The 26,369-nt window shown below is 64.7% G+C and carries 23 protein-coding genes; 17 read left to right on the forward strand and 6 right to left on the reverse strand.

Annotated elements, in window-relative coordinates; genetic code table 11:
* Nucleotides 1-21 precede the first annotated feature (21 nt).
* Nucleotides 22-1,344 (reverse strand): urea ABC transporter substrate-binding protein, encoded by a 1,323-nt coding sequence (urtA, locus tag QX124_RS10140; RefSeq protein WP_315753429.1) that lies wholly within the window; start codon nucleotides 1,342-1,344, stop codon nucleotides 22-24.
* A 509-nt stretch (nucleotides 1,345-1,853) separates the two neighbouring features.
* On the opposite strand from urtA, the gene QX124_RS10145 reads away from it, so the two are divergent.
* From QX124_RS10145 to QX124_RS10155, 3 genes are all read left to right on the forward strand, one after another.
* Nucleotides 1,854-3,263 (forward strand): DEAD/DEAH box helicase, encoded by a 1,410-nt coding sequence (locus QX124_RS10145; RefSeq protein ID WP_315797065.1) that lies wholly within the window; start codon nucleotides 1,854-1,856, stop codon nucleotides 3,261-3,263.
* Between the two features lie 24 nt (nucleotides 3,264-3,287).
* Complete coding sequence (gene infA, locus QX124_RS10150) at nucleotides 3,288-3,578, forward strand: translation initiation factor IF-1 (protein WP_315734606.1); 291 nt, start codon at nucleotides 3,288-3,290, stop codon at nucleotides 3,576-3,578.
* Nucleotides 3,579-3,879: 301 nt separating this feature from the next.
* Nucleotides 3,880-4,092, forward strand: a complete 213-nt coding sequence (locus tag QX124_RS10155; protein ID WP_006612155.1) for a cold-shock protein — start codon at nucleotides 3,880-3,882, stop codon at nucleotides 4,090-4,092.
* A gap of 205 nt (nucleotides 4,093-4,297) precedes the next feature.
* Here QX124_RS10155 and QX124_RS10160 read toward each other — a convergent pair whose 3' ends face one another.
* The 4 genes from QX124_RS10160 to QX124_RS10175 form a co-directional block, all read right to left on the reverse strand.
* Nucleotides 4,298-4,858 carry a TadE/TadG family type IV pilus assembly protein gene (locus QX124_RS10160; protein ID WP_315775477.1) on the reverse strand — a complete coding sequence of 187 codons (561 nt, stop codon included), beginning with the start codon at nucleotides 4,856-4,858 and terminating at the stop codon, nucleotides 4,298-4,300.
* An 82-nt stretch (nucleotides 4,859-4,940) separates the two neighbouring features.
* Entirely contained in the window at nucleotides 4,941-5,486 is a 546-nt protein-coding gene (locus QX124_RS10165) for a TadE/TadG family type IV pilus assembly protein (protein WP_315734610.1), read from the reverse strand.
* Between the two features lie 324 nt (nucleotides 5,487-5,810).
* Nucleotides 5,811-6,311 (reverse strand): pilus assembly protein N-terminal domain-containing protein, encoded by a 501-nt coding sequence (locus QX124_RS10170; RefSeq protein ID WP_315734613.1) that lies wholly within the window; start codon nucleotides 6,309-6,311, stop codon nucleotides 5,811-5,813.
* A 135-nt stretch (nucleotides 6,312-6,446) separates the two neighbouring features.
* The gene (locus QX124_RS10175) at nucleotides 6,447-7,274 is read right to left on the reverse strand and encodes a sterol desaturase family protein (RefSeq protein WP_315775478.1); all 828 of its coding nucleotides are present in this window, start codon (nucleotides 7,272-7,274) and stop codon (nucleotides 6,447-6,449) included.
* 452 nt (nucleotides 7,275-7,726) lie between these two features.
* Between QX124_RS10175 and QX124_RS10180 the strand changes: the two genes are divergently transcribed.
* From QX124_RS10180 to QX124_RS10225, 10 genes are all read left to right on the forward strand, one after another.
* Nucleotides 7,727-7,891: a Flp family type IVb pilin gene (locus QX124_RS10180; RefSeq protein ID WP_231317342.1), complete on the forward strand. Its 165-nt coding sequence runs from the start codon at nucleotides 7,727-7,729 to the stop codon at nucleotides 7,889-7,891.
* 326 nt (nucleotides 7,892-8,217) lie between these two features.
* Nucleotides 8,218-8,742 (forward strand): prepilin peptidase, encoded by a 525-nt coding sequence (locus tag QX124_RS10185; protein ID WP_315734617.1) that lies wholly within the window; start codon nucleotides 8,218-8,220, stop codon nucleotides 8,740-8,742.
* 126 nt (nucleotides 8,743-8,868) lie between these two features.
* Nucleotides 8,869-9,669, forward strand: a complete 801-nt coding sequence (cpaB, locus tag QX124_RS10190; protein WP_315713815.1) for a Flp pilus assembly protein CpaB — start codon at nucleotides 8,869-8,871, stop codon at nucleotides 9,667-9,669.
* 17 nt (nucleotides 9,670-9,686) lie between these two features.
* Nucleotides 9,687-11,168, forward strand: a complete 1,482-nt coding sequence (locus QX124_RS10195) for a type II and III secretion system protein family protein (RefSeq protein ID WP_315714366.1) — start codon at nucleotides 9,687-9,689, stop codon at nucleotides 11,166-11,168.
* A gap of 22 nt (nucleotides 11,169-11,190) precedes the next feature.
* Nucleotides 11,191-11,931, forward strand: coding sequence for a CpaD family pilus assembly protein (locus tag QX124_RS10200; RefSeq protein WP_315797066.1), 741 nt, complete (start codon nucleotides 11,191-11,193; stop codon nucleotides 11,929-11,931).
* Complete coding sequence (locus QX124_RS10205) at nucleotides 11,928-13,196, forward strand: CpaE family protein (protein ID WP_315797067.1); 1,269 nt, start codon at nucleotides 11,928-11,930, stop codon at nucleotides 13,194-13,196. The genes QX124_RS10200 and QX124_RS10205 overlap by 4 nt, the downstream gene beginning before the upstream one ends.
* A 21-nt stretch (nucleotides 13,197-13,217) precedes the next feature.
* Nucleotides 13,218-14,681 carry a CpaF family protein gene (locus QX124_RS10210; protein ID WP_315734626.1) on the forward strand — a complete coding sequence of 488 codons (1,464 nt, stop codon included), beginning with the start codon at nucleotides 13,218-13,220 and terminating at the stop codon, nucleotides 14,679-14,681.
* A gap of 11 nt (nucleotides 14,682-14,692) precedes the next feature.
* The gene (locus tag QX124_RS10215; RefSeq protein ID WP_315734628.1) at nucleotides 14,693-15,667 is read left to right on the forward strand and encodes a type II secretion system F family protein; all 975 of its coding nucleotides are present in this window, start codon (nucleotides 14,693-14,695) and stop codon (nucleotides 15,665-15,667) included.
* Nucleotides 15,668-15,675: 8 nt separating this feature from the next.
* Nucleotides 15,676-16,650 carry a type II secretion system F family protein gene (locus QX124_RS10220; protein ID WP_315775479.1) on the forward strand — a complete coding sequence of 325 codons (975 nt, stop codon included), beginning with the start codon at nucleotides 15,676-15,678 and terminating at the stop codon, nucleotides 16,648-16,650.
* Nucleotides 16,651-16,734: 84 nt separating this feature from the next.
* Complete coding sequence (locus tag QX124_RS10225; protein WP_315797068.1) at nucleotides 16,735-17,976, forward strand: Zn-dependent hydrolase; 1,242 nt, start codon at nucleotides 16,735-16,737, stop codon at nucleotides 17,974-17,976.
* Nucleotides 17,977-17,985: 9 nt separating this feature from the next.
* Here the strand turns inward: QX124_RS10225 and QX124_RS10230 are convergent, their stop codons facing one another.
* The gene (locus QX124_RS10230) at nucleotides 17,986-18,795 is read right to left on the reverse strand and encodes a tetratricopeptide repeat protein (RefSeq protein WP_315753449.1); all 810 of its coding nucleotides are present in this window, start codon (nucleotides 18,793-18,795) and stop codon (nucleotides 17,986-17,988) included.
* A 193-nt stretch (nucleotides 18,796-18,988) separates the two neighbouring features.
* Here QX124_RS10230 and QX124_RS10235 point away from each other — a divergent pair, with 193 nt between their 5' ends.
* The 4 genes from QX124_RS10235 (at nucleotide 18,989) to QX124_RS10250 (ending at nucleotide 26,317) form a co-directional block, all read left to right on the forward strand.
* On the forward strand, nucleotides 18,989-20,371 hold the full coding sequence (locus tag QX124_RS10235; RefSeq protein ID WP_315797069.1) for a leucyl aminopeptidase family protein: 1,383 nt from the start codon (nucleotides 18,989-18,991) through the stop codon (nucleotides 20,369-20,371).
* Complete coding sequence (locus QX124_RS10240; protein WP_315797070.1) at nucleotides 20,364-21,209, forward strand: C40 family peptidase; 846 nt, start codon at nucleotides 20,364-20,366, stop codon at nucleotides 21,207-21,209. The genes QX124_RS10235 and QX124_RS10240 overlap by 8 nt, the downstream gene beginning before the upstream one ends.
* 1,395 nt (nucleotides 21,210-22,604) lie before the next feature.
* A complete protein-coding gene (locus tag QX124_RS10245; RefSeq protein ID WP_315797071.1) occupies nucleotides 22,605-23,789 on the forward strand; it encodes a hypothetical protein in 1,185 nt (394 codons plus the stop codon).
* A 38-nt stretch (nucleotides 23,790-23,827) separates the two neighbouring features.
* Entirely contained in the window at nucleotides 23,828-26,317 is a 2,490-nt protein-coding gene (locus QX124_RS10250; protein ID WP_315797072.1) for a hypothetical protein, read from the forward strand.
* Nucleotides 26,318-26,369: the final 52 nt, after the last annotated feature.

Consider the following 26,369-nt stretch of genomic DNA (forward strand, 5'->3'; position numbering starts at 1 on the left):
GACTTGGACGTCAGATCGATCTCAGGTGCCCGAGCCCAGGCACTTGTTGGTCTTGACGTTGAAGTTGCCGCACTTCTTGCCGACCCAGTCGCCGATCAGGTCCTTGGAGCCCTCGAGCTCCTTCGACCAGGCGTCGCCCGGGACGAGATCCTTGGTCTTGTAGACGACGCTGAACTGGCCATCGCCCTTGATCTCGCCGATGAACACCGGCTTGGTGATGTGGTGGTTCGGCAGCATCTTCGACACGCCGCCAGTCAGGTTCGGCGCCTCGGTGCCCGGGAGAGCGTCGATGACCTTGTCCGGATCGGTCGACTTCACCTTCTCGACCGCCTTCACCCACATGTTGAAGCCGATCACATGCGCTTCCATCGGGTCGTTGGTCACGCGCTTCGGATTCTTGGTGTAGGCCTGCCAATCCTTGATGAACTTCTCGTTGGCCGGAGTCTTGATCGACTCGAAGTAGTTCCAGGCGGCGAGATGGCCGATCAGCGGCTTGGTGTCGATGCCGGCGAGCTCTTCCTCACCCACCGAGAACGCGACCACCGGAATGTCCTTGGCCTTGATGCCCTGGTTGCCGAGCTCCTTGTAGAACGGAACGTTGGCGTCGCCGTTGATGGTCGAGACCACGGCGGTCTTCTTGCCGGCCGAGCCGAACTTCTTGATGTCTGCGACGATCGTCTGCCAGTCGGAGTGACCGAACGGCGTGTAGTTGATCATGATGTCATCCTGAGCCACGCCCTTGGACTTCAGGTAGGCCTCGAGGATCTTGTTGGTGGTGCGCGGATAGACGTAGTCGGTGCCGGCCAGCACCCAACGCTTCACCTTCTCTTCCTTCATCAGGTAGTCGACCGCCGGGATCGCCTGCTGGTTCGGCGCCGCACCGGTGTAGAACACGTTGCGCTCGCTCTCCTCGCCCTCGTACTGGACCGGGTAGAACAGGATGCTGTTGAGTTCCTTGAACACCGGCAGCACCGACTTGCGTGACACCGAGGTCCAGCAGCCGAACACGACCGCGACCTTGTTCTTGGTGATCAGCTCGCGCGCCTTCTCGGCGAATAGCGGCCAGTTCGAAGCGGGGTCGACGACGACGGCCTCGAGCTTCTTGCCGAGCACGCCGCCCTTCTTGTTCTGTTCGTCGATCAGAAACAGGATCGTATCCTTCAGCGTGGTTTCGCTGATGGCCATGGTGCCGGACAGAGAATGCAGAACACCAATCTTGATGGTGTCGTCGGCAGCCATGGCCGGGCCGAAGCCGGCGACGCCGAGCGCCAGGCCGGCAGCAGCAGCCAGCCAGCGACGGCGGCTGAATGGCGCCGTTAATTCCTGAGTGAGTCGAGTAAGCATGAGGTAATATCTCCCTGACGCAGATGTGCTTCACAGCCAAGGCGGCCGGCGGTCTGCGGCGGAAGAATCGCAAGAAGCATGCCATGCCGTTCACATCTCGTAAGCCATTGATCCCAATCTGGAACTTTGGCCAATCGCGACGGAAGGTCGCAATCTCGTGCCGCCGGCTTAGGCAGGCACGGTGATTATTCGGCTGGCATCGAGCACACGATTTATGCACTTTGTTTTGAATGGCTAAAATTAAAGCAGAAGAGTACCGGCTCAATCGCCGATCCGTTGCGCACCGGCCTTGAAAGTGCCGCCAGTCTGTTCCATATATCTGATAGATCGAGGCGAATCGGCCGGATCTTTGCAAGCCGCGTGTTCTTTAGCTCGTTCAGAGCTTCTGGCTTCGCATTCTCACCCATCCAATCTCGACGCTCCAAACACGCGGGTGTCTCTTCAACCACCCACCCGCGTCCGGCTGGCTGCCGACACGGGCCTCATCCTCTTATGGAAAGCCCAATCTTTTGACATCCTTTCAGGATTTTAACCTCGCCGACGCGCTGACGCGCGCGCTGAAGGAAGAGAACTACACCACCCCCACCCCGATCCAGGCACAGACCATCCCGCTCGCCCTCGAAGGCCGTGACGTGATCGGCATCGCCCAGACGGGAACCGGCAAGACCGCCTCGTTCGCCCTGCCGATCCTGCACCGCCTGCTGCAGAACCGGATCAAGCCGCAGCCGAAGACGGCGCGCGTGCTCGTTCTGAGCCCGACCCGCGAACTGTCTGGCCAGATCCTCGACAGCTTCAACACCTATGGCCGCCACATCCGGCTGAGCTCGGCCCTCGCGATCGGCGGCGTGCCGATGGGGCGCCAGGTCCGCGCGGTGATGCCCGGCCTCGAGGTGCTCGTCGCAACGCCGGGCCGGCTGCTCGACCTCGTCCAGAGCAACGCTTTGAAGCTGACCCACGTCGAGTTCCTGGTGCTCGACGAAGCCGACCGCATGCTCGACATGGGCTTCATCAACGACATCCGGAAGATCGTCGCCAAGCTGCCGATCAAGCGGCAGACGCTGTTCTTCTCGGCCACCATGCCGAAGGACATCGCCGAGCTCGCCGATGCCATGCTGCGGGATCCGGCGCGGGTCGCAGTGACCCCGGTCTCCTCGACTGTCGAGCGCATTGCCCAGCGCGTGATCCATGTCGACCACTCCGCCAAGCCGAACCTTCTGGCTCAGTTGCTCAAGCAGGAGCCGGTCAACCGCGCGCTGGTGTTCACCCGCACCAAGCACGGCGCCGACAAGGTCGTGAAGAGCCTGGAAAAGGCCGGCATCCCCGCCCAGGCCATTCACGGCAACAAGTCGCAAAACCACCGCGAGCGCACCCTCGCAGCGTTCCGCACCGGCGAGATCCGAACCCTGGTCGCAACCGACATCGCGGCCCGCGGCATCGACGTCGACGGCGTCAGCCATGTCGTGAATTTCGACCTGCCCAACGTGCCGGAGACCTACGTCCACCGCATTGGCCGCACGGCACGCGCCGGCGCTGAAGGCATCGCGATTTCGCTCGTGGCCGGAGCGGACGAGCTGTCCTACCTTCGCGACATCGAGCGGCTGATCAAGATCTCGCTGCCGCGCGACGATCGTCGCACGCCGGGCCTCCGCGAGGCCGCGGCACCGGCCAAACCGCCTCAGCGTAGCGGCCGCCCTGGCATGCAGAATGCGCGGACCAACGAGGGTGGCACCGCCGCAAAAGGCCCTCGCCGTCGCCGTCGTTCCAATGCTAAGATGGCGTCTCTGCCAGGCAATCGTCAGGAGCCCCAGCGGCCGTCGCAAGGCGGCGGCAAGGCCGGGTCGATTCAAGGCGTTGCTTTCCTGCATCGCGAGGGCAGACCCAAAAACCACGCTCACAACCGCAACCAACGGCCAAACTAGACGTCTATCGATCTGGAGAGAGACATGGCTAAGGAAGAGCTGATCCAGTTCGAAGGGCTGGTCACCGAAATCCTTCCCGACGCGCGCTACCGGGTACAACTCGATGCGGGGCACGAAATCGTCGCCTACACCGCCGGCAAGATGAAAAAGAATCGCATCAAGACGCTCGCGGGAGACCGCGTGACCGTCGAGATGTCGCCCTATGATCTGGAAAAGGGCCGGCTGATCTTCCGCCACAAGGACGAGCGCCCCAGCTCGACCGGCGGACCTCCGCGTGGCGCAGCGCAGCGCGGCGGCCAGTTCCGGCGGCGCTAGAGCCTTGGGCGGAGCAATGGTTCCGCCCAACCCAGCGAATTGATCAACTCTTGCGCAATCAGCGACAATTCAGCGCGTCGGCCTCGAGCCGGCGCGTCAAAAAATCATGCGCCCTCGCGCAGCTCAGGATTGTTTTGCGCGGGCATTTCCAATAGTATATCCCGCAATCGATTTTCGGCCGGACGAGATTAGCTATTACCGGTACAGCCGGTTCAGACGCTGACGACCCTTCCAAAAATTCGATCTAACCAGCCCAGGAATCTGGGTTACGCATTTGATATCTGAGAAGGGAACTACCCCCGTGAGCATGGGAACCGTGAAGTGGTTTAACGCAACCAAGGGCTATGGCTTCATTCAGCCGGATGACGGCGGCAACGACGTGTTCGTGCACATCAGCGCCGTCGAACGCGCTGGTCTCGGCACGCTGCGCGAAGGCCAGAAGATCTCCTACGAGATCGTGGCGGACCGTCGTTCGGGCAAGTCGTCGGCCGATAATCTCCGCGCCGCCAATTGAGCGACGCCAGGGTAATCGCCTGCGCGATTGCCCGCCTGGACAACGAAAGGCCGCCTTGCGCGGCCTTTTTTATTGCCTGCTTTTTGCTGCCTGAATGCCCATCGTCGCGCTCTGCTCGCCCGAAAGACCGCATGTCGCGCCGGTTCGCAGGCGCGTGCGACCGCGGCCCCGGGGGCGGGCGGGCTCCGTTGCGGCAGCCCTCACCTCAGCAGTAGGTCGCCGGGCTATACATCACACAGGTCGACTGCCGCGGGCGGGTATAGGCGACGTCGCTGAGATTGACGCCGGTCTTGCCCATGACGTAGCCGATCGTCGGAACGTACTGGTAGTTCACCTCGCTGAAGATCAGATAGGTGCCGGACACCAGCAATTCAGCCGGCACGCCGACCGTCATGCCGACGGTTCGCGGTGTCGACCCCTTGCTCCACTTCACCGTCGCCTGCTTGGTGGTGGGATCGACATAGAGCTCGGTAATCGTCGCATTCACCGGCGTGGTGGAATAGGGGTACATGATGCCGGTCGAGGCGGCGAAGAAGTTCGACATGTCGCTATCGCCGACCGTGGTCGATTGCGATGTCAGATCCGACAGGGTTCGCGCCATCAAGGTGACCTTGCGGTCGACGGCGATCGCCGAGCAGAATTCGACCGTGCCGAAGAACATCACCAGCATCAGCGGCACGATGAATGCGAATTCGGTGGCCGCGACACCGCGTCGATCGGCGGCAAAGGCGTCGATGCGACGCCACAGGCGCAGGCTCGAAGACATACCCGGCATTCTTCCCAACGGCATGATGAATTCCTGGTGTCCCTCTGAAGGAGCTCGCGAGAGCCTTGTCGTGAGAGCCGTGTTATGAATACGGCTCGTTCTTGAATGCGGCCGTGCCCACCAGCAGCCGCTTGCTGCCGCTCAGGTTGGCGATGTTGTAGCCGAGCCCCGTCACGAAGATCGGCCATTGATAGAACAGCCTGACGACGACGATGTCTCCGGCGGCACCCGGGCTGTAGGTCATGTTGTTGACGAAGTTGCCGCTGTTGTCGATCTGGTTGCTGATCGAGACGCTCCCGAACGAGGAGTAGCTCTTCACGTCGATATAGATCTTGTTGCAGTCGAACAGCGCGGGAACCTGGGTGCAGACGTAGCTCGCGAACTGCGCCTGCGTATAGGCGCCCTGTTGCGCCTGTCCGGTCAGGATCATGCGCGCCGAGTCCTGCGTGATCGTCTCGAGCACCTGCCCGGCAAAGAACATCAGCGCCGTTTCGATGATCGCGAACAGCAGCGCGAAGAAGACCGGCGCGACCAGCGCGAATTCGAGCGCGGCCGACGCCCGCCGGTTGCGTCGGAAGCGGCGCAGCATCCGGCGCATCGAAGCGGTCGAGGAGACGGGGGCTTGCATGGGTTCATCCGGACTGGAAAGGCACATCAATCTGAGCGAAAGGAATAGCGGAAACTCCTTGGGAAAGGGTTTCCCACGATGCGGACAGTATGGCCTGCCGCATCAACGTCCCGCTAACCGTGCTTGGGGGTTCGCACGCAGCCAGCCCTTCGAGACAGCGCGTCACCGCCCGATCCGATCATCGAAACCAAACGAGAAACCAAACGAATCGGGCGACCCAGCCGCAGCACCAGCGGCAAGGCTCGCCGCATCGTCGGCGCGGACACGCGTGGAGAGGCGGTCAAGCGCTGCCATCGACCCGGGCAGGCGTGGCAAGGCCAGCGCTCAGTTGGTCTTCGAGGCCGCCGCCGCGTTACCGCTCGCCGTGCTGGACATCGTTCCAGCCTGGTCGAGCACCGATTTGAAGTAGTTGTCGCCGTCGCCCAAGGTCACCCGGCGCTGGCAGATCGGCATGCAGCTATAGGTCTCACGGTCGACGCCGCGATACACCGTCACGAGTTGGTCGGTGGGCCCGGCGACCTGGATCTGGCGATCGATCAGCACCTGTCCGCCACGATCCATCGCAATGAAGTTGGTGGCACCATAGCTCTTGCCGGTGACGACGATGATGCCGCCGCTCTGCAAGGTCACATCGGCGATCATCGGATTGCCGACGACGAGGGTCGCGACCCGGTCGGGCAGCTTGACCAGCTTGGCCTGGTCGACATTCACGGCGATGGCGGGATCAGGCTCCGCCAAGGCGGCAGCCGGCCACAGCAGCACCGCGGCGACAGCTGCCCGCAATGCGAAGGAAACACTAGGACGACGCGACACACAGAACGACATACTCAAACCCCGGGACATTGACGAGCCGTCTCAAGCGATACGCAGCGGTGACGGCGCCCGACGCGGCAAATCTGCGCTCAATTGGTGAATGATCTGCAAACGTCGCCATTTGATCTGGGGCGGTTGCAAAACCCCTCATCGCCGGAACGGAAACGCGAGCTGGCCGCCGAACTCACCGGGCATCGTCGCCTCGTCCTTGCCGTAGGCCATGGGCAACTGCCCCGCCGGCATCCGGAACGTGCCGAACAGGATGTCCCAGATCGGGAACGTGCCGGCGAAGTTGGTATTGCCGCCCTGCTCCATCGACGTGTGGTGCCAGCGGTGGAAGACGGGCGTGGCGAGGACATATTTCAGCGGGCCCAGCGTCCAGTTGAGATTGGCGTGCACGAAGGCCGAATGGAACGTGGTGAATGGTCCGACCCAGATCATGACATTGGGCGAGATGCCGGCCATCAAGAGGATGACGTCGACCGCGATCGTGCCGAGGATCAAGTTGATCGGATGGAAGCGGGCAGCCGAAATCCACTCCAGATCCTCCGACGAGTGGTGAACCGCGTGGTATTTCCAGAACTCGCCGCCATGGAACAGACGATGCGTCCAGTACAGCATGAAGTCGGAGAGCACGAGGAAGAGCATCCCCTGCAGCCATTCGGGAAGCTGCGCCAACGGGCCGTGCCCGTTCTCATAGAAGGCGATCAACTCGTCGGCGTCGCGGATCTTGAAGAGAACGCTGGCGCCGAGCACGAGAAAGCCGATGCGGAGCACCCGGGCGAACACCGGCACGAAGAACCAGTAGACCACGTCGGTGACGAGCTCGCGCTTCTGCCACCACGGCTTGCCGGGATTGCAGGCCCAGAAGTGACTGAGCACCGAGAACACCACCGCCAGCACCAAGGTGATCGGCAACACCTTCTCGATGGTCTGGCCGAGCATCAGCGCGACTTCCCATGGCAGACCGGACATCACATTCCTCATCTCATGAACTGTTCCGAGGGGTACTCCTTGGCGCTTAAGGAGCCGTGAACCTCGGCGCCGGCAAAACCGCTCTGCCTATCGGCCCAGCGCGATCGACATCGAGCCACATGCTCCGCCAGCCAGGTCGACACGGCCATATGCATATAGTGCGGAATGCGGAGCAGGCCCCGCGATGGACCGGTCGGGCATGATCGCCGAAACCCTGCGCTCATCTTTTCAACGAGACCGACCGCGGCGCGACCATGCATCATTTCGAATGATCGCGCCGCGCTTCATCCTATGTTTACTCTGCACAATAACAGCCATTTGTCGCCGTGTTTCGGCGACCGAATTAACTACGCCGAAATTCCTGCCCCCTAGGGTGGCCGCATGGTCACGGTGCTGAGAACGCCGCAACGACCAGAGTTTGTTCGACCAGCCACGTGTACATGGAGTTACCTATGAAGAATCTTCTTGCTCGCTTCGTGAAGGATGAATCCGGCGCGACCGCGATCGAATACGGTCTGATCGCCGCCGGCATCTCGCTCGCGATCATTGCCGCGGTGAACGGTCTCGGCTCCAGCCTGAGCTCCAAGTTCGGCGCGATCAACACCTCGCTGAAGTAAGCGGTCGTCACGGCCGAGCAAAGAAGGCCCCGGACATCCGGGGCCTTTATCATTTCCACATTCAGCTTCGCGGCGTTCAGTGATGCGTAACCACGTTTTGTCCGCAGCCGCGTCCCGGCCCCCGCCCAGCGGGGCCGACGTCGCCTTGCGTTGGATCTGCGGCGGCCTCGGCCTGTCCATCCTCGCTCTCGCGGCCCGCATCGTCAGCGTCTGGTGAGATCGACAGCCAACCGGCCATTCCGGCTGTTTCCCGATCGTTTATTTCTTGCAGCTAGACTCTGGCGCAGCGGCGCACCCACGCGCCGCGTCGATGCCATTGAGAGCCCATGACCCTCGATCTCGCGCGCCTTCTGCTGTTTCCGGCCCTGATGGCCTTTGCCGCGGCGAGCGATTTGTTCACGATGACCATTTCGAACCGGGTCTCCCTTGCGCTCGTCGCCGGCTTTCTGGTTCTGGCGCCGCTGAGCGGCATGAGCATGGCTGACATGCTCATGCACCTCGGCGCCGGCGCGACTCTGCTGGTGATTGCTTTCACCTGCTTTGCATTCGGCTGGATCGGCGGCGGTGACGCCAAGGTCGCATCCGCCGCCGCGCTGTGGTTCGGCTTCGCCCACCTGATGAACTACCTGTTGTACGCCTCGATCTTCGGCGGCGTGCTCACTCTCGCCCTCATGCAGTTCCGGCAATGGCCGTTGCCCTACATGCTGGCGGGGCAACCCTGGCTTGCACGCCTGCACGCCAAGGAGAGCGGCGTGCCCTATGGCATCGCGCTCGCCCTGGGCGCTCTGATGGTTTATCCGGAGACCGATTGGGTGAAGGCGATCGACGCTGCGCGTCTTGCATTGCTCTGAAAGCACCGTGTCAACGCGGTGTTAAGGCGATTTAGATACGCCTCATTAACCATGCTTTGACGAATAACTGCTCAACTCCCATCACGGCGGCGGAAACGTCGCGGCGTCATGTGGAAAGTGAAGCGTATGAATACCGCACGCATTGTGGTTCTGACCATCGCTGTAGGCGCTGGCGGCGTGGCCGCATATCTCGCGAGCGGGTCCGACGACCGGCCGGCTCAAGTCGCCGCGCCCGCGCCGCAGATGCCGACCGTCGACGTTCTCGTCGCCAAGGGCGACATCGCCCTCGGCCAATCCCTCAAGCCCGAAGATCTGCAGTGGCAGAGCTGGCCGGCGGCCACGGCCAGTGCCAGCTTCATCCGCCGCAACGAGCGGCCTGAAGGACAGACGCAGATAACCGGCACGATCGCGCGGGCGCCGTTCATTGCCGGCGAGCCCATCCGCGAACAAAAGCTCGTCAAGGCCGACGGCTCGGGCTTCATGGCCGCGATCCTGCCGGCCGGCATGCGCGCCGTTTCCACCGAGATTTCTCCGGAGACCGGCGCCGGCGGCTTCATCCTGCCGAACGACCGCGTCGACGTGATCCTGTCCAAGCGCGAACGCAATCCGGATCAGCCCAACGCGGGCGACGTCGTCAGCTCCGATATCATCCTGTCGAACATCCGTGTTCTGGCGATCGATCAGGCCCCCAAGGAAAAGGACGGCCAGACCACGGTGGTCGGCAAGACCGTCACGCTGGAGCTGAAGCCGGAGCAGGCCGAGACGCTCGCGCGTGCCCGTCAAACCGGAACGCTGTCCCTGGCGCTCCGCAGCATCGCCGACGTCAACGTGGCCGAGCGCCGCACGGACGAGACCAGCCGCAAGCGCAGCGACAGCGTTGCCGTCGTCCGCTTCGGCATTCCCAGCACGATGACGACGCAGAAGTGAGCAAGAGGACCACCCAGATGACCTGCAGCGAAAATCAGCGGAAGATGCGGACCCTGCTGGTCCGCGCGCTGTCGTTTTCGGCCGCCGCTGCGCTGACCCTCAATCCGGCGATCGCGCCGGTGATCGCGGCAGACTATCGCCCGGCGACTGCAGCCGCCGCCGCGGACGGCCAGATCAATGCACGTTTCCTTGCGCTCGGCATCGGCAAGTCCGTCGTCATCGATCTGCCGCGCGATATCAAGGACGTTCTTGTCGCCGATCCGAAGATCGCGAATGCCGTCGTGCGCTCCTCTCAGCGCGCCTACATCATTGGTGCGGCGATCGGTCAGACGAATATCGTCTTCTTCGACGCGCAGGGCCAGCAGATCGCGGCCTACGACATCGCGGTCAAGCGCGACCTGAACGGCGCGCGAGCGGCGCTGAAACAGTTGCTGCCGAATGCCGATATCCAGATCGAGGGCCTCGCCGACAGCATCGTGCTGACCGGCTCGGCGTCGAGCCAGATCGAAGCCCAGCAGGCCGGCGAACTGGCCGCCCGGCTCGCCGGCGGCGCCGACAAGGTCGTCAACTCGATCACCGTGCGCGGCCGGGACCAGGTGATGCTGAAGGTGACCGTCGCCGAGGTGCAGCGCTCGGTCGTCAAGCAGCTCGGCATCGATCTCTCCGGCCAGCTCAACTACGGAACTGCTGTCGTCAAATTCGCGAACTCCAATCCATTCACCGCCTACGGTAGCAATCTCGTCTCCAACAACGCCGTGACCGCAGCGTTGGGCGGGGCGACCCCGACGGTGCAGGCGACACTGCGCGCGATGGAGAACGCGGGCGTGATCCGTACGCTCGCCGAACCCAATCTGACCGCCATCTCGGGCGAGTCCGCGACCTTCATCGCCGGCGGCGAGTTTCCGGTTCCCGCCGGTTACTCCTGCGATCCGACGACCCATGTCTGTACGACGCAGATCAGCTTCAAGAAGTTCGGCATCTCGCTCAACTTCACGCCCGTCGTGCTCAGCGAGGGCCGGATCTCGATGCGGGTGATGACCGAGGTCTCGGAGCTCTCAAACGAGAACTCGATCACGCTGTCGCAAGCCGTCAGCTCGACGACGGTCAACTCGTTGACGGTTCCATCGATCAAGACCCGGCGCGCCGAGACCACGCTCGAAATTCCCTCCGGCGGCGCCATGGCGATGGCCGGCCTGATCCAGCAGCAGACCAAGCAGGCGATCAGCGGCATGCCGGGCCTGATGCAGCTGCCGGTCCTCGGCGCGCTGTTCCGCAGCCGCGACTACGTCAACAACCAGACCGAACTGATGGTTCTGGTGACGCCGTTCGTGGTCCGCGCCGTGGCACAGAAGGATCTCTCCCGCCCAGACGACGGCTTTGCGGCCGCGTCCGACCCCCAGGCCGATCTCCTGGGTAGCATCAACCGCATCTACGGCGTACCCGGCCGGGTCGAACCCGGACGCAACTATCGCGGCACCTATGGCTTCATCACGGACTGAGCCGGGACAAGGACCTGCAACGATGACCACCACATCCAGCCCCGCCCGATACCGACGCCTGCCCCTTGCCGCAGCGCTCGCCGCAGCCGCAGCCCTGCTCGGCGCCTGCAACTACACCAGAGACGCCGCCACCACGGCGAGCATCCCCGACGACTACCGGCTGCGCCACCCGATCGCGATCCAGGAGGCCCCGGACTCCCTGGTGGTCTTCATCGGCCAGGGTCGTGGCGGCCTGACGGCCGAGCAGCGCGCCGACGTGATGGGACTGGCCCAGAGCTGGATTCGCCAAGGCACGGGCGCGATCAGCGCCGACGTACCGAGCGGCACCCCCAACGCACGGGCGGCCGCCGACTCGATGCGGGAGATCCACTCCCTACTGGCCGCCGCCGGCGTCCCGCCGCACGGCATTACCGTACGCAACTATCAGCCGAAGGACCCGCGCCAGATGGCCGCGATCCGGCTGAGCTATCCAAAAATGTCGGCCACAGTGGGGCCCTGCGGGATCTGGCCGGATGACCTCGGGCCGTCGATCAAGAACAAGAACTGGTTCGACAACAAGCCCGACTGGAACTACGGCTGCGCCTACCAGCGCAACATGGCGGCAATGGTCGCCAACCCGTCGGATCTCGTGCAGCCGCGATCCGAAACGCCGTCCTATACCACCCGGCGCACGGCATTGTTCGACAAATATCGCAAGGGACAATCAACCGCGATCACGTATCCAGAGGCCGACAAGGCCAAACTCAGCGACACAGGCAAATGATCAGCTACGCCCGACAGACCCAAGAGGAGCACCCTGACGTCGTGCCGCCGCCGGCCGACGATCACATCGCGCCCGCGCCGCGCGTGTCCGTGCAGGCGTTCTGTGAGACGGTGGAAACCGCCGCGACGGTTCAGGCCGCCGGTGAGGACCGGCGCCTCGGCAAGGCGCATCTGAAGGTTCAGATGGGCGGCATGGCGGCGGCGATCGAGGCCTACCGGTCGGCACCGACCCCGAACGTCATCATCCTGGAGACGGATGCGCGCACCGACATCCTGGCAGGCCTGGATCAGCTCGCCACGGTTTGCGACCCGGGCACGCGCGTCGTCGTGATCGGCCGCGTCAACGACGTCACGCTGTATCGCGAGCTGGTGCGGCGCGGCGTCAGCGACTATGTGCTGTCGCCGGTGACGCCGATCGACGTCGTCCGCTCGATCTGCAACCTGTTCTCGGCGCCAGAGGCCAAGGCCGTCGGGCGCATCATTGCCGTCGTCGGCGCCAAGGGTGGCGTCGGAGCTTCGACCCTCGCCCATAACATCGCCTGGGCGATCGCGCGCAACCTGTCGATGGATTCCGTCGTGGCCGACCTTGATTTGGCGTTCGGCACCGCCGGCCTCGACTACAACCAGGATCCCGCGCAGGGCATCGCGGACGCGGTGTTCTCGCCGGACCGGATCGACATCGCCTTCATGGACCGGCTGTTGTCGAAATGCACCGATCATCTGAGCCTGCTGGCCGCGCCCGCGACGCTCGACCGGGTCTACGATTTCGGCGCCGAGGCATTCGATGCGGTCTTCGACACGCTGCGGGCCTCGATGCCCTGCATCGTGCTCGACGTTCCGCATCAATGGGCAGGCTGGACCAAGCGGGCGCTGATCTCCGCGGACGACATCCTGATCGTGGCGGCGCCGGATCTCGCCTCGCTGCGCAACACCAAGAACATGTTCGATCTCCTCAAGGCCGCCCGGCCGAACGATCGCATGCCGCTCTACTGCCTGAACCAGGTCGGCGTTCCCAAGCGGCCCGAGATCAATGCGAGCGAGTTCGCCAAGGCGATCGAAAGCCCGCCGATCGCGACGATCCCGTTCGAGCCGCAGATCTTCGGCGCCGCCGCCAACAACGGCCAGATGATTGCGGAAATGTCTCCCAGTCATCGGACGACGGAGATGTTTCTCCAGATTGCGCAGCGGCTCACCGGCCGCAGCGAGACCAAGAAGCCGAAAGGCTCCTTCCTGTCGCCTCTGCTGGACAAGCTGAGGGCGAAGTAGGCACGCGTGGAGTTCTAAGTCGTGTTTGGTAAGCGTAGCGGATTGGACAACGATACCAGGACCCTCAGGCCGGCTGCGCCAGCGCCCGAGCCGGCGCCGGCAGCACCACGCGCGGCGTCTCCGGCCGTGCCGTCGCCACCTCTGGCTCCGACCCGGCAGGCTCCGCCGCCGCCGCCACCGGTTGTCGAGGCCCGGCGTTCGGACAGTTACTATCAGGTCAAGGCGACGATCTTCGGGGCGCTGATCGAAGCGATCGATCTCGCTCAGCTGGCCAAGCTCGACGGCGAATCCGCGCGCGAGGAAATCCGCGACATCGTCAACGAGATCATCGCGATCAAGAATATCGTGATGTCGATCGCCGAGCAGGAAGAGCTGCTCGACGATATCTGCAACGACGTCCTCGGCTATGGCCCGCTGGAGCCGCTGCTGTCGCGCGACGACATCGCCGACATCATGGTCAACGGCGCCGGTACGGTCTTTATCGAAGTCAACGGCAAGATCCAGCGCACGGGCATCCGGTTCCGCGACAACCAGCAGCTCCTGAACATCTGCCAGCGCATCGTCAGCCAGGTCGGCCGCCGCGTCGACGAATCCTCGCCGATCTGCGACGCGCGTCTCGCCGACGGCTCGCGCGTCAACGCCATCGTTCCGCCGCTTGCGATCGACGGCCCCGCGCTCACCATTCGAAAGTTCAAGAAGGACAAGCTGACCCTCGATCAGCTGGTCAAGTTCGGCGCAATCTCGCCGGAGGGCGCAGAAATCCTGCAGATCATCGGCCGCGTCCGCTGCAACGTGCTGATCTCCGGCGGTACCGGTTCGGGCAAGACCACGCTGTTGAACTGCCTGACCAACTATATCGATCACGACGAGCGCGTCATCACCTGCGAGGACGCCGCCGAGCTCCAGCTGCAGCAGCCGCACGTGGTGCGCCTCGAAACCCGGCCGCCCAACATCGAAGGCGAAGGCCAGGTCACGATGCGCGAGCTGGTGAGAAACTGCCTGCGTATGCGACCCGAACGCATCATCGTCGGCGAGGTCCGCGGCCCCGAGGCCTTCGACCTGCTGCAGGCCATGAACACCGGTCACGACGGATCGATGGGCACGCTGCACGCCAACAACCCGCGCGAAGCCTTGTCCCGCTGCGAATCCATGATCACGATGGGCGGCTTCTCGCTGCCGTCGCGGACCATCCGTGAGATGATCTGCGCCTCGATCGACGTCATCGTCCAGGCGGCGCGCCTGCGCGACGGCTCCCGCCGCATCACGCACATCACCGAGGTGATGGGCATGGAAGGCGACACCATCATCACCCAGGACATCTTCCTCTACGACATGATCGGCGAGGACGCGAACGGCAAGATCATCGGGCGCCACCGCTCGACCGGAATCGGTCGGCCGCGGTTTTGGGAGCGTGCGCGCTACTACGGCGAAGAGAAGCGGCTTGCGGCTGCACTCGACGCCGCCGAAGTCGCGAGCAAGGACTGAGGAGAGACCCCATGAAGCTTCAGGCTCTCGCCCTTGCCTTCCTCGCCGCCACCGCCATCGGCGGCATCGCCTGGGTGTTCCTTTATCCCCTGCTGTCGGGTGAGCGGAAGGCCGAGCAGCGGCGCAGCACCGTCGCCAAGTCCGAGCCGGTGGTCCGCCAGGCCGAACGCAGTCAGCGCTCGCGCCGCGAGCAGGTCGAGTCGTCGCTGAAGGATCTCGAGGCGAAGGCCCAGAAGCAGAGCAAAGTCCCGCTGAATATGCGGATTTCGCAGGCTGGGCTCGACTGGACCGTGCAGAAGTTCTGGATCGTTTCCGGCGTCCTCGGCTTCGTCGTCTGTGCGGTCGCCTTCTTCGCCGGTGGCGGCCCGCTCGGCGCGCTCGGGCTCGGCTTCGCTGCAGGTCTCGGTTTGCCGCGCTGGATCCTCGGCTACCTCAAGAAGCGGCGCGAGAAGAAATTCCTGGCAGCATTGCCGGACGCCGTCGACGTGATCGTGCGCGGCATCAAGGCGGGCCTGCCGCTGTTCGAATCGATCAAGGTCGTCGCCGCCGATGCGCCGGAGCCCTTGCGCAGCGAGTTCCTCGCGATCATCGAAACCCAGGCGATCGGCATGCCGCTCGGCGAGGCCTGTGCGCGGCTGTATGAGCGTATGCCGCTGCCGGAAGCCAACTTCTTCGGCATCGTCATCGCGATCCAGCAGAAGTCGGGCGGCAATCTCTCCGAGGCTCTCGGCAACCTCTCGAAGGTGCTGCGTGACCGCAAGAAGATGAGCGAGAAGATCCAGGCGATGTCGATGGAAGCCAAGGCCTCCGCGGGCATCATCGGATCGCTGCCGCCGATCGTGATGCTGCTGGTCTATCTGAGCACGCCCGACTACATCTCGCTGCTCTGGACCCATCCGACCGGCCAGCTGATGCTGGTCGGCTGCGTGATCTGGATGTCGATGGGCATCCTGGTCATGAAGAAGATGATCAATTTCGATTTCTGAGGTGGACCATGGTCGACTTTCTGGTCACCAAGCTGCACGACCCGCACTTCATGACGATGTTCTTCGCCGCCATCGCGGCGACGGCCACCGTCTATACGCTGATCATGCCGCTGTTCGCGGGCGAAAACCTGAACAAGCGCATGAAGGCGGTCGCCAGCGAACGCGAGCGGATCAAGCAGCGTGAACGCGAGCGGTTGAACGCCGGCGAGAAGGTCTCGCTGCGGCAGACGCCGAAGCAGCTCATCTCTCGTGTCGTGGAGGATTTCAACCTCACCAAATGGCTCGCCCAGGAAGCGGCCCGCGAGAAGCTCATCATGGCGGGCTACCGCGGCCAGGCGCCCTACATCACCTTCCTGTTCGCGCGCATGGTGACGCCGCTGGTGCTGTTCGTCGGCTCCGTGCTGTACGTCTTCGTGATCGCGCATCTGCAGAAGTCGATGCCGGTCAAGATCGGCATCTGCGTCGGCATGGCCTATCTCGGCCTGCAGGCGCCGATGCTGTTCCTCAGCAATGCGATCTCCAAGCGCCAGTTGTCGATCAAGCGCGCCTTTCCCGACGCGCTCGACCTGCTGCTGATCTGCATCGAGTCCGGCATGTCGATCGAGGCCGCCTTCCGCCGGGTGGCGATCGAGATCTCGAGCCAGTCGATCGCGTTGTCGGAGGAGTTCACGCTGACCACCGCGGAGCTCTCCTACCTGCAGGACCGCAAGGTCGCCTATGAGAACCTCGCCCGCCGCACCGGCCTGGAGGGCGTGAAGTCGGTCTGCCTCGCGCTCCAGCAATCGGAGCGATACGGCACGCCGCTTGGACAGTCGCTGCGCGTGATGGCGCAGGAAAATCGCGACATGCGCATGAACGAGGCCGAGAAGAAGGCCGCGGCGCTGCCGCCGAAGCTGACGGTGCCGATGATCCTGTTCTTCCTGCCGGTGCTGTTCGTGGTCATTTTGGGACCGACCGGCATCAAGGTCGCGGCCATGCAGTAGACGTAGACCGCTCGCGAGAAATTTCGCTTGCGGTCGCGGCTCTACCCTGGAAGCTAGGCTGAGCATGATCGAGGTCTCCGCCTGATGTCCGACAAGCTCCGCCGCGCCGATGGCGCCCGCGTCCTCGCCGATCTGAACGCGTTGCGCGCCTTCGGCACCTACAAGACCGGCGTGCACCGGCCGACCTTCTCCGACGCCCACCGGCAGTCGCTGGCCTGGCTCGCCGAGCGCCTGCCCGACGCGCAGCTGACGCCTGATATCGACGGCATCGGCAATGTGCTCGGCACCAGCGCCAAGCCGGGACGCAAGCTGCTGGCCGGATCGCATCTGGAGAGCCAGAACCAGGCCGGCTGGCTCGACGGCCCGCTCGGCGTCATCTACGCGCTGGAGGCGGCGCGCGTGCTCAATCCAGACCCGTCCATCAACGGTGCGGTGGAGGTCGCCTCCTGGTGCGACGAGGAGGGCCACTTCGGCAGCATGCTCGGCAGCCGGTCCTATGTCGGCGACGTCAGCGAGGCCGAAATCGATGCTGCCCGCGACCGCAGCAGCCCGCGCACGATGCGCGAGGCGCTTGCCGAGATGGGCCTCGCCGGACGGCCGCGCCTGCAGGCCGAGCGCGGCCGGCATATCGGCTATCTCGAAGCCCATATCGAGCAGGGCGACACGCTCGAGGCGAGCGGGCTCAAGATCGGTGTCGTCACCTCGATCGTCGGCATCTGGCAATACCGCATCACCTTCACCGGCGAGCAGAACCATGCCGGCACGACGCGGATGGCGGTGCGCAAGGATGCCGGGCTCGCGCTCGCCAAGTTCTGTGTGGCGATCGATGCGCGCTTTCCGGCCGCCTGCGGCCCGCGCACGGTGTGGACCACGGGACGCATCACGCTCGATCCGGGCGCACCGAGCATCATCCCCGGCCAGGCCGAGATGCTGTTCCAGATCCGCGACGACAATGCCGCCGTGGTCGACCGGCTCGAAGAGCTGCTGCGTGAGATGGCCACGCAGGCGTCCGAAGCAGGTCCCTGTCAGGTCGGGGTCGAGCGCATCCGCACCGGCGCGCCGGCCATGATGGACGGCACGTTCCAGGATGCGATCGAGGCCGCCAGCCGCGATCTCGCCGGCGGCAAGTCGCTGCGGATGCCGAGCGGCGCCGGGCACGACGCGCAGGTGTTGGCCACCATCATGCCGGCCGGCATGCTGTTCGTGCCGTCGATCGGCGGCATCAGCCATCACTGGACCGAGAATACCGCCGACGCCGACATCGTCACCGGCGCCGACGTGTTCGTCGACACATGCCGCCGCCTGCTCACGGGCGCGACACGATAGGGCACGCCGTCAGTCCGGCTGGTTGAGCGCGGCCATCGGCGCCGCGTTGCGCGCCTTGCCCTTGCCTTGGCTCTGCCCCTGAATCATCTGCTTGAGATAGGCGACGTTGGCGGCGGCCTCGTCCGGCGGCAGATCGGCCCGTGCGATCTGCTCGGCCTCCGCGAAGCGTCCCTGCAGGCCGACGACGAGCGCGAGGTTCTGGCGCACCCGCGCGTCCGCTCGCTGCGAGCCGTAGGCCTGGCGCAGCACCTCCTCGGCCTTCGGGAGCTCCCGCGTCAGCATGTAGGACAGGCCGAGATTGGACAGCACCGAGGGCTCGCCCGGCACGATCTTCAGCGCGCTGTCGTAATAGCGCCGCGCCTCGTCGTGGCGGCCCATCTGGTCCAAGACGGTGCCCTGCACCGACAGCAGCTTCCAATCGGGATTGTCGGGCGAGTGCGCGCGCGACAGCACGTCGAACGCCAGCTTGAAATTGCCGTTGTCGGCGAGTGCACGTCCGTAGGCCGCGAGCACGGTCTTGTTGCCGGCGTTGGCGAGCGTGGCCTGCTCGAGCACGGCGACCGCCTGCTCGCGCTGGCCGTTGTTGCGCAGCGCCTGGCCATAGGCGAGCGCGATGGCCGCATCCTTCGGGTTGGCGCGGTAGCGCTCGCCATAGACCTCGACCGCGCGCTGCGGGGTCGCGGGCGGCGGCGGCTCGGCCCGGCTGCGCAGCGAGCCCGTGACGTCGGACATGGTCTGGCAGCCGCCGAGGCCCGCAGCGACGAGCGCGGCGAGGGCAACGGACGCGAGGAGCCGGGGAATGGGAGGCGCTTGACGCATGTCACTTGGACTCGAACGGGCGAATTGAACGCGCCAGCAATAAACTGTTAACGCTAACAGCCGGTTAATGGCGTGTTCCAGGCGCAGCCGTCACATTTGCGTCGGCTTGCAGGCGATGCGGCCGGCGCGATTGCAGCGGCCTCCAAACTCTGCGAAGTCTGGCTGCCGCGCGCCAGTTAGGGAACCATTAGGCATGCCGTCGATGTTCGAGACCGCCTCCACAACGTCCGCCATCCCGATCACCTTCGTGACGAAGGCGAACTGGCCGGGGATCAAGGAGAGCCTGTCGGTTGAAGCGCGCAACTTCGCCGAGGCCAACGTCTACACCGCCAAGCCCGGCAGCTATCTGGCGCTGCCAGCCGCCGACGGCCGCATCGCGCAGGTCCTGTTCGGCATCGAGGACGACGACGCCGGGCACCGCGATCTGTTCCGGCCCGGCGCCCTGCCCGGCCTGCTGCCTGCGGGCACCTACCGCTTTGCCAATGCTCCCCATGATGCGCGGCTGGCGGCGCTCGCCTTCGCGCTCGGCAGCTACCGCTTCGGCCGCTACCGCAAGACCGAGACGCCGGAGGTTCGCCTCGTTCCGCCGGATGGCGTCGACGCCGCCGAGCTGAACCGACTTGCCGACGCGGCGACATTGGCGCGCGACCTCGTCAACACGCCGTCCAACGACATGGGGCCCGAGGAGCTCGAGGCCGCTGCAAAGCAGCTCGCCGACCGCTTCGGCGCCCGCTTCACCAGCATCGTCGGCGACGACCTGCTGCAAGCGAACCATCCGCTGATCCATGCCGTCGGCCGCGCCTCGACCCGCGCGCCGCGCCTGATCGAGCTCGTCTGGGGCGATCCATCACATCCCAAGGTGACCCTGGTCGGCAAGGGCGTCTGCTTCGACACCGGCGGGCTCGACCTGAAGCCGTCGAGCAGCATGCTCCTGATGAAGAAGGACATGGGCGGCGCCGCCAACGTGCTGGCGCTGGCGCAGATGGTGATGGATGCCAAGCTCAAGCTGCATCTGCGCGTGCTGATTCCAGCGGTCGAGAACGCGGTCGCCGGCAACGCCTTCCGTCCGCTCGACGTGTTTCCCTCGCGCAAGGGCATCACGGTCGAGATCGGCAACACCGATGCCGAGGGCCGGCTGGTCCTGGCTGACGCGCTGGCGCTGGCCGACGAGGACAAGCCCGACCTGCTGATCGACATGGGCACGCTGACCGGCGCGGCGCGCGTCGCGCTCGGTCCCGATTTGCCGCCATTCTACACCCAGGACGAGGCGCTCGCAGCCGATGTCGCGCGCTGCGCTGCCGCCGAGAACGATCCGCTGTGGCGCATGCCGCTGTGGGCGCCCTACGACTCGTGGCTCGACTCCAAGGTCGCGACCATCAACAACGCGCCGTCCGGCGGCTTCGCCGGCTCGATCACCTGCGCGCTGTTCCTGCAGCGCTTCGTCGAGCACGCGAGGAGCTGGCTGCATCTCGACATCTTCGCCTGGACGCCGTCGGCCAAGCCGGGCCGGCCCGAAGGCGGCGAGTGCCAGGCCGCACGCGCGCTCTACAAGCTTCTGAGCGAACGCTATGGCTGATCCGCGCCTCACGCCCGCGCGCGGCGACATCGCGGCCAAGCATCTCGAAGGCCAAGTGACGGCCGCGCGCTTCGTCGAGGGCGAGATGCTGGTGGTCGCCGATTCCATCGCCCCGCTGCGCCAGCAGCCGTTCTCCGGCGCCGAGCTGGCGACGCAGGCGCTGAGGGGCGAGCGCGTCACGATCTATGATCGCAACGGCGAGGGCTGGGCCTGGGGCCAACTCGCCGCCGACGGCTATGTCGGCTGGCTGCCGGAGTCGGCGCTGGCGGCGCCCGCCGCAGCACCGACGCACAAGATCAGCGCGCTGCGCAGCTTCGCGTTCCCCGGTCCGTCGATCAAGCTGCCGCCGGTCGAGACGCTGCTCATGGGATCGACCATCGCCGTGACGCGCGAGGAGGCCAGCTTCGTGGTGACGGCGGATGGCTGGTTCGTGCCGAAGCAGCACGTTGTTGGGCTGGATCATGTCGAGTTGGACTACGTCGCCGCCGCCGAGCGCTTCGTCGGTACGCCCTATTTGTGGGGCGGCAAGAGCAGCCTCGGCATCGACTGCTCCGGCCTGGTGCAGGTCGCGCTGAATGCTGCAGGCATGGAGTGCCCGCGCGACAGCGACATGCAGCTCGCAGCGCTCGGGCGCGTGCTCGATGACCAAGAACGTGCGCAGCTTCGTCGCGGCGATCTCATCTTCTGGAAGGGGCACGTCGCGATCGTGCGCGATGCCGACACGATCGTCCACGCCAACGCCTTTCATATGGCTACGCGGATCGAGCCGACGCGCGGCGCAATCGCGCGCATCCAGGCCGGCGGCAGCGACGTGCTCGCGATCAAGCGGCTCGATTGAAATCGTAGGGTGGGCAAAGGCGCGATCGGCGACGCGCCAGCGTCGCGGATCGTGACGTGCCCACCGTCATAGATACGAGCGCGTGGTTCGAACGGTGGGCACGGCGCCACGCAACAGATGCACTTGGCGCAGCCAGCTCGCCATGCGCCGTTGCCCACCCTACGAACAACAAATATCGCGACTCGTTCGCGGCCCGTGGCGCATCGCGCACATGAGCACAGAGAGAGACACTCTCTCTCCTCCGTCATTGCGAGCGTAGCGAAGCGACCCTGGATCTCTCAGCGGCGGCAGTCTGGATTGCTTCGCCGCGCTCGCAATGACGACGTGCCATGATCAGGCAGCGAGCATCGGAGTATGCAGCGGCTCTCATCAGGCCGTGCATCAAGCCATCATCAAGCTTCACATCTCAAACAGCATGAGGACGAGCGTCGGCATTCTCGCGGCCTCATGGGCCCGAGCTTTGCGCAATCATCCGCCCTCGAAAACATGAGAGGGCGCAGGGAAGGCCGGGTGCCGACCGCACCCGTGGTTGCGTGCAACAAGCACGCGGTAGTCACCACAGGTACGGGCCGAACATCCGGCCTTCCCTGCGCGATGTTTTGCGACTTACTTCGTGATCTCCCCAGGGACCGGCTTTCTTGCCCCTGTCGGCCGCAGGCCTCATCGGCTCCCGCGACCTTGACGCCAGCATCGGGGCGCCAGGACCACACGACTTCGCCGTCCGCATGACACCGTTCGTCGGTGCGCGAATGCACACTGCAACATCATCGCGGCCATCGCATCCCGCACCCGACGTCCGTGACGACGCGTACGTCCCTCTCGTGGGGCAGGACGGGGCAGAGTATGCACGATTTCCGAAAAAAAGAAAGATGAATATTTTTCGCGAGAGGACTGGACAGGCGTAAGCGGACCGCGCCCGTCGGCCAAATCACCCGCAATCGCGTGGGTTCTCGCCGCAGCCCAAGAGATCTGAGATTCTGACTGTCGGCGCTTTTGGTAATTCGCCCGATCTCGAGAGTATAGCGACAGATTGGTGCCCGGCAGACGATTGCCGCTTCTGTGAAGGGTTTCGGATGCCGGCCGCATGATTGACGGCGCGGCATATTCGGGCGGCCGGCGTCCGAAAGCCTCCAAGGGAGGAAACCGCGCATGGGTGGGCAGGACTGGTGCGGAGGCGCGTTCCACCGTGGCCGGTCGATGAGCGGCGGGCACGACGAACAGCTTTGCAGAATGGCGGTTGTGCGGTCACGAGGTGTCGATCCTGATGGCGCTGGTTGGCGCAGTCGGTTGATGGCGCGGCTGCCGTCGCCTCTGTTGATCTAGCGCAAGGCTGGAATTGAGAAGAACGGCCACATTGAGAAGAACGGCCACGTTGATGCGACAGAGGGGCGGATCATGGGGCGCGCAGGACGCTGGCGGGTTCAAGGAGCGGCCATCGTCGCCGCGATGATTCTGCTGGCGTCGCCGGCGCGGGCCGGCTGCAGTCCAGAAGACATCGCGGATGCCTTTATCGGGACGCTGTCCGCCGCATATGTGTGCAAGTCGGTCTATGAGAATGACGCAAGCCGCTACGCAGCGATTGCACTGACCGCAGCACTCAGCGGCGTCGCCTTGTCAGGGTCGGACACGGGGAAAGGGCAAGCCCTGGTCAATCAATTCTGCGCAGAGGCGCAGGGCAACGCCGACCAAGTCGTCAGCAAGCTGAACACGATCTTTGGCAACGCGATCGCAGAAAATGTTCTCGGCGATCTTTCCAAGGAGCTCGCAGCCGTTGGCGCGGCCGCAGACGTCGTGAAATGCGCCTGCAAGAGCGAGCAGAGCACCGTTGGATTGGGTTCCGAAGTCGGCTCATGTCTTCAGGAGGCGCTGTGCTGGGGGCAGGAAAAGCTTGGCATGCAGTCCTGCGGCGATTGCGAGGTCCTTCCGCCTGTTCAAGCCACATGCGCCGCGATCAACGCGACGTGCGAAAAAGTACATTACATGGAGTGGTGGAGGTACCCGGAATGTCAAGGCATCGGCGGTCCCGGCTCGATCTTCAGCCCTTCCAGCAAAGGCGTCTATCAGGATCAATACGATCGATATGGCGTGGGCATGGTGGAAACCGGCGACGGGACGCTGGTGGTCACGGATCCCGGCGCCTATGCCTGCCACACAGGGAGCAGTTACTGCACCTGTCCGAAACCGATGGTGCCGCACTGGCAACAGGTCCCCAACCCCGGATCCGGCGATAGCAAGTACGTGTTCTCGTGCGATTGCCCGAAGGACACCCATCCCGGCGCGTTGAAGTCGGACGGGCTCTCCGAGTGCCTGTGCGACGACACCAACCAGATGGCGGCTTTCGGCTTTGCGCCCTACGGCATGTGTCCGCCCGCGGCCTGCCCGGCCGGACAGACAAGACTCGGCGGCAACAAGAACAGCCCCTGTGTCACGCCCTGCTCCGACAAGAGCCAGGGAATGGCCTTTGACGGGAGCTGCTGCAATCCCGCGCAGATGACCAATTGTGGAGAATGTTGCCCGCCGGACACCGTGCCCAACGTCAAGACCGGCTCCTGCGAGCCACGGCCCAAGCAGCCGAAATGAGGCGGACCGACATGATCGAGCTTGGCCGACAGACGTCCTTGACAGCCGCCGTCCGTGCGATGCGGCGCCTCGCCTGGCTGCTGATCCTGCCTCTCGCACTCGGGGGGCCCGCGTCGGCGCAAACGCCGCCCGGCGTTTACACCCCCGGCGATGCTGCAGTCACCGGATTCTCCGGGGCTATTCGCCCGTTCGAGATCGAGCCCGGTCAGGATCCCGACGTTCGGACCATCATCGATCCTGGAGGGCCGTCACTGCGCATCGTCGATCTGAGACGCATGGGCGGTCCGCCCCAGGCGCAATTGGTCGGTGCGCCGAAGCCGTTCACCGTCAGCGCGAAGTCGATCGGGCAGGTGTTTGGCGTCGCTCTGGACGACAGTTCCCCCGCCAACATTTACGTCGCGGCGACATCCGCCTATGGTCTCTCGATCGTCGCGCCGGGACCTGAAGGTCGACCGCAACATGTCAGGCTCGGGACTAACGGCGCGACCTTCATGCCGGCACAATGGGGTCCGGGCGGCGGCCCGGGATCGATCTGGAAGATCAATGGCGCCACCGGCGCGGTGACGCTGTTCGCGAATGTCACCACGGGCGACAAGGCCAATTCGGGCGCGGCGCTCGGGGGATTGGCCTATGATCCGGCGACCAAGTCTCTGTTCGTCGCCGACCGTGAGACCGGGCTGATCCATCGCTTCGGCCCGAACGGCGTCGACCTCGGTGTCTATGATCACGGCGTCGCCGGCAACGCAGCCGCGGGACTTCCGACGACGCCGGCGCCGGCCGGGCCAGGCGTCGATATTACGAATCCTCAATTCGACAGCGCGCAGCCCGAGACCTGGGGCTACGCGGCACCGGATCGGCGAGTGTTCGGCCTCGCCATTCGCGACCGCCGGCTCTACTACGCGGTCGCCGAGGGCCTGCGGGTGTGGTCGGTCGGGCTCAACGCGAACGGCTCGTTCGGTGCGGACGCCAGAATCGAAGTCGTCGCGCCGTCCGCCGCCGGCCCCACCGAGATCTCCAGGATTACTTTCGACGATGAGGGACGGATGTTTTTGGCCGAGCGGCCGGCGCCGACCGGGGCGCAGGATTTCGAGGCCTTGTCCGCGCCGTCGATCGGCCGCGTGCTGCGCTATACGCTGATTGGTGTCACTGAGATCAAGCAGCCGATCTGGCAGCCCTTGCCGGACGAATATGCGGTGGGATTCCCCGAACGTTTCCGCAATGGCAATGGCGGCGTCGCGATCGGCTACAGCTACGACATGGGCGGTACCATGAATCCGGCCTCCTGCGGCGGCTTCGTCTGGACCACCGGCGAACAATTGCGCCACGCCACCGATCCCAAGCTCGTGGCTCAACTCGGCCAGAACGACGCGCTTGCGATCGACGGACTGCAGGGGAATCCGATCTGGCGCATCCGCCGCGGCGATGAGCCACCGCTGCTCAGTTACTTCATCGACTATGCCGACGCGCCGCCCGATCTATCAGCTCGCGGGCACATGGGAGATATCGCCATCTTGCGCGCGTGTACAAGGGAAGCCGCACAGATACGGCTTGCGCCGCGTCCAGCCGGCGCGCCGCCTCCCGCCGGCATGCCGAAGCCGCCGGGTCTGCAGACCTGCAAGACCCATGTCTGCGGTTCGGACGGATCGGTTTGTCCGCCCAATCAGATCTGGATCATCAAGACCAAGAGCTGCGCGTCGAGCTGCGCCCCGCCCAATGTTCTGGTCAATGGCCAATGCTGCTCGCCCAAAGACCTGCAGCCGAGGGGCATCTGTTCGAACAACAATCCGTCGACTGATATCGCCAAGCCGATGTGCGGCGTCAACCAGACGGCGATCGGCCCGAACAATGAATGCTGCGAGAACAGCCAGATCTATTCCGGCCCGATTGGCCAACAACTTTGCTGCGGGACGACCGTGGTGAACGGCGTGTGCGATCCGTTGAAGCCGAAAATTCCGGACTGGAAATGCCCCAGCTGCTGTGCGCCCGGCTATGTGAAGATCGCCGGCAAGTGCTGTCTCAAGAGCCAGGCGACGTCGAAGGGACAGTGCTGCCCGGCCGGCCAGATTGCGAGCCCCGACGGCACGCTATGCATACCGCTGCACTGGCTGCCGAGACTTTCACAGTGTTGCGCCTCGGGCTTCTTGCCGACTGCGAATGGCAAATGCTGCGCGCCCGCGAATCTGACGACGAGCGGCGAGTGCTGCGCGGCCCCGGTCGACCCAAAGGATCGAAGCCAGTGCTCCAAGAAGATCGAGAAGAAGTCCACCACGGTCGTCCCCGTGATTCCGAAGCTGCCGACGACGTGCCAACCTGGTGAGCGGCGCAATGCCAACGGCGTGTGCGTGGCACGCAAACCGGGGGTGACGCGGGACCGGCGGGCGCCGGATGTCGGTCGCCCGATCGTCTGCCCCCCCGGTTGGGTTCCGGGGCCGCTTGGCGCGCGCTGCCGGCCGGCCGGCCGATTTGCGCCGCGCATGCCGGGGTTCAGACCGGCCCCCCCGCCCGGCATGATGATGCCGCGACGATGAAGGAAGCAGCGATGCATGAGGATACGAATTCGCAAATCATTACTGCACGCCA

It is taken from the genome of Bradyrhizobium sp. SZCCHNRI3043, from assembly GCF_032377735.1.
Taxonomy (GTDB): Bacteria; Pseudomonadota; Alphaproteobacteria; order Rhizobiales; family Xanthobacteraceae; genus Bradyrhizobium.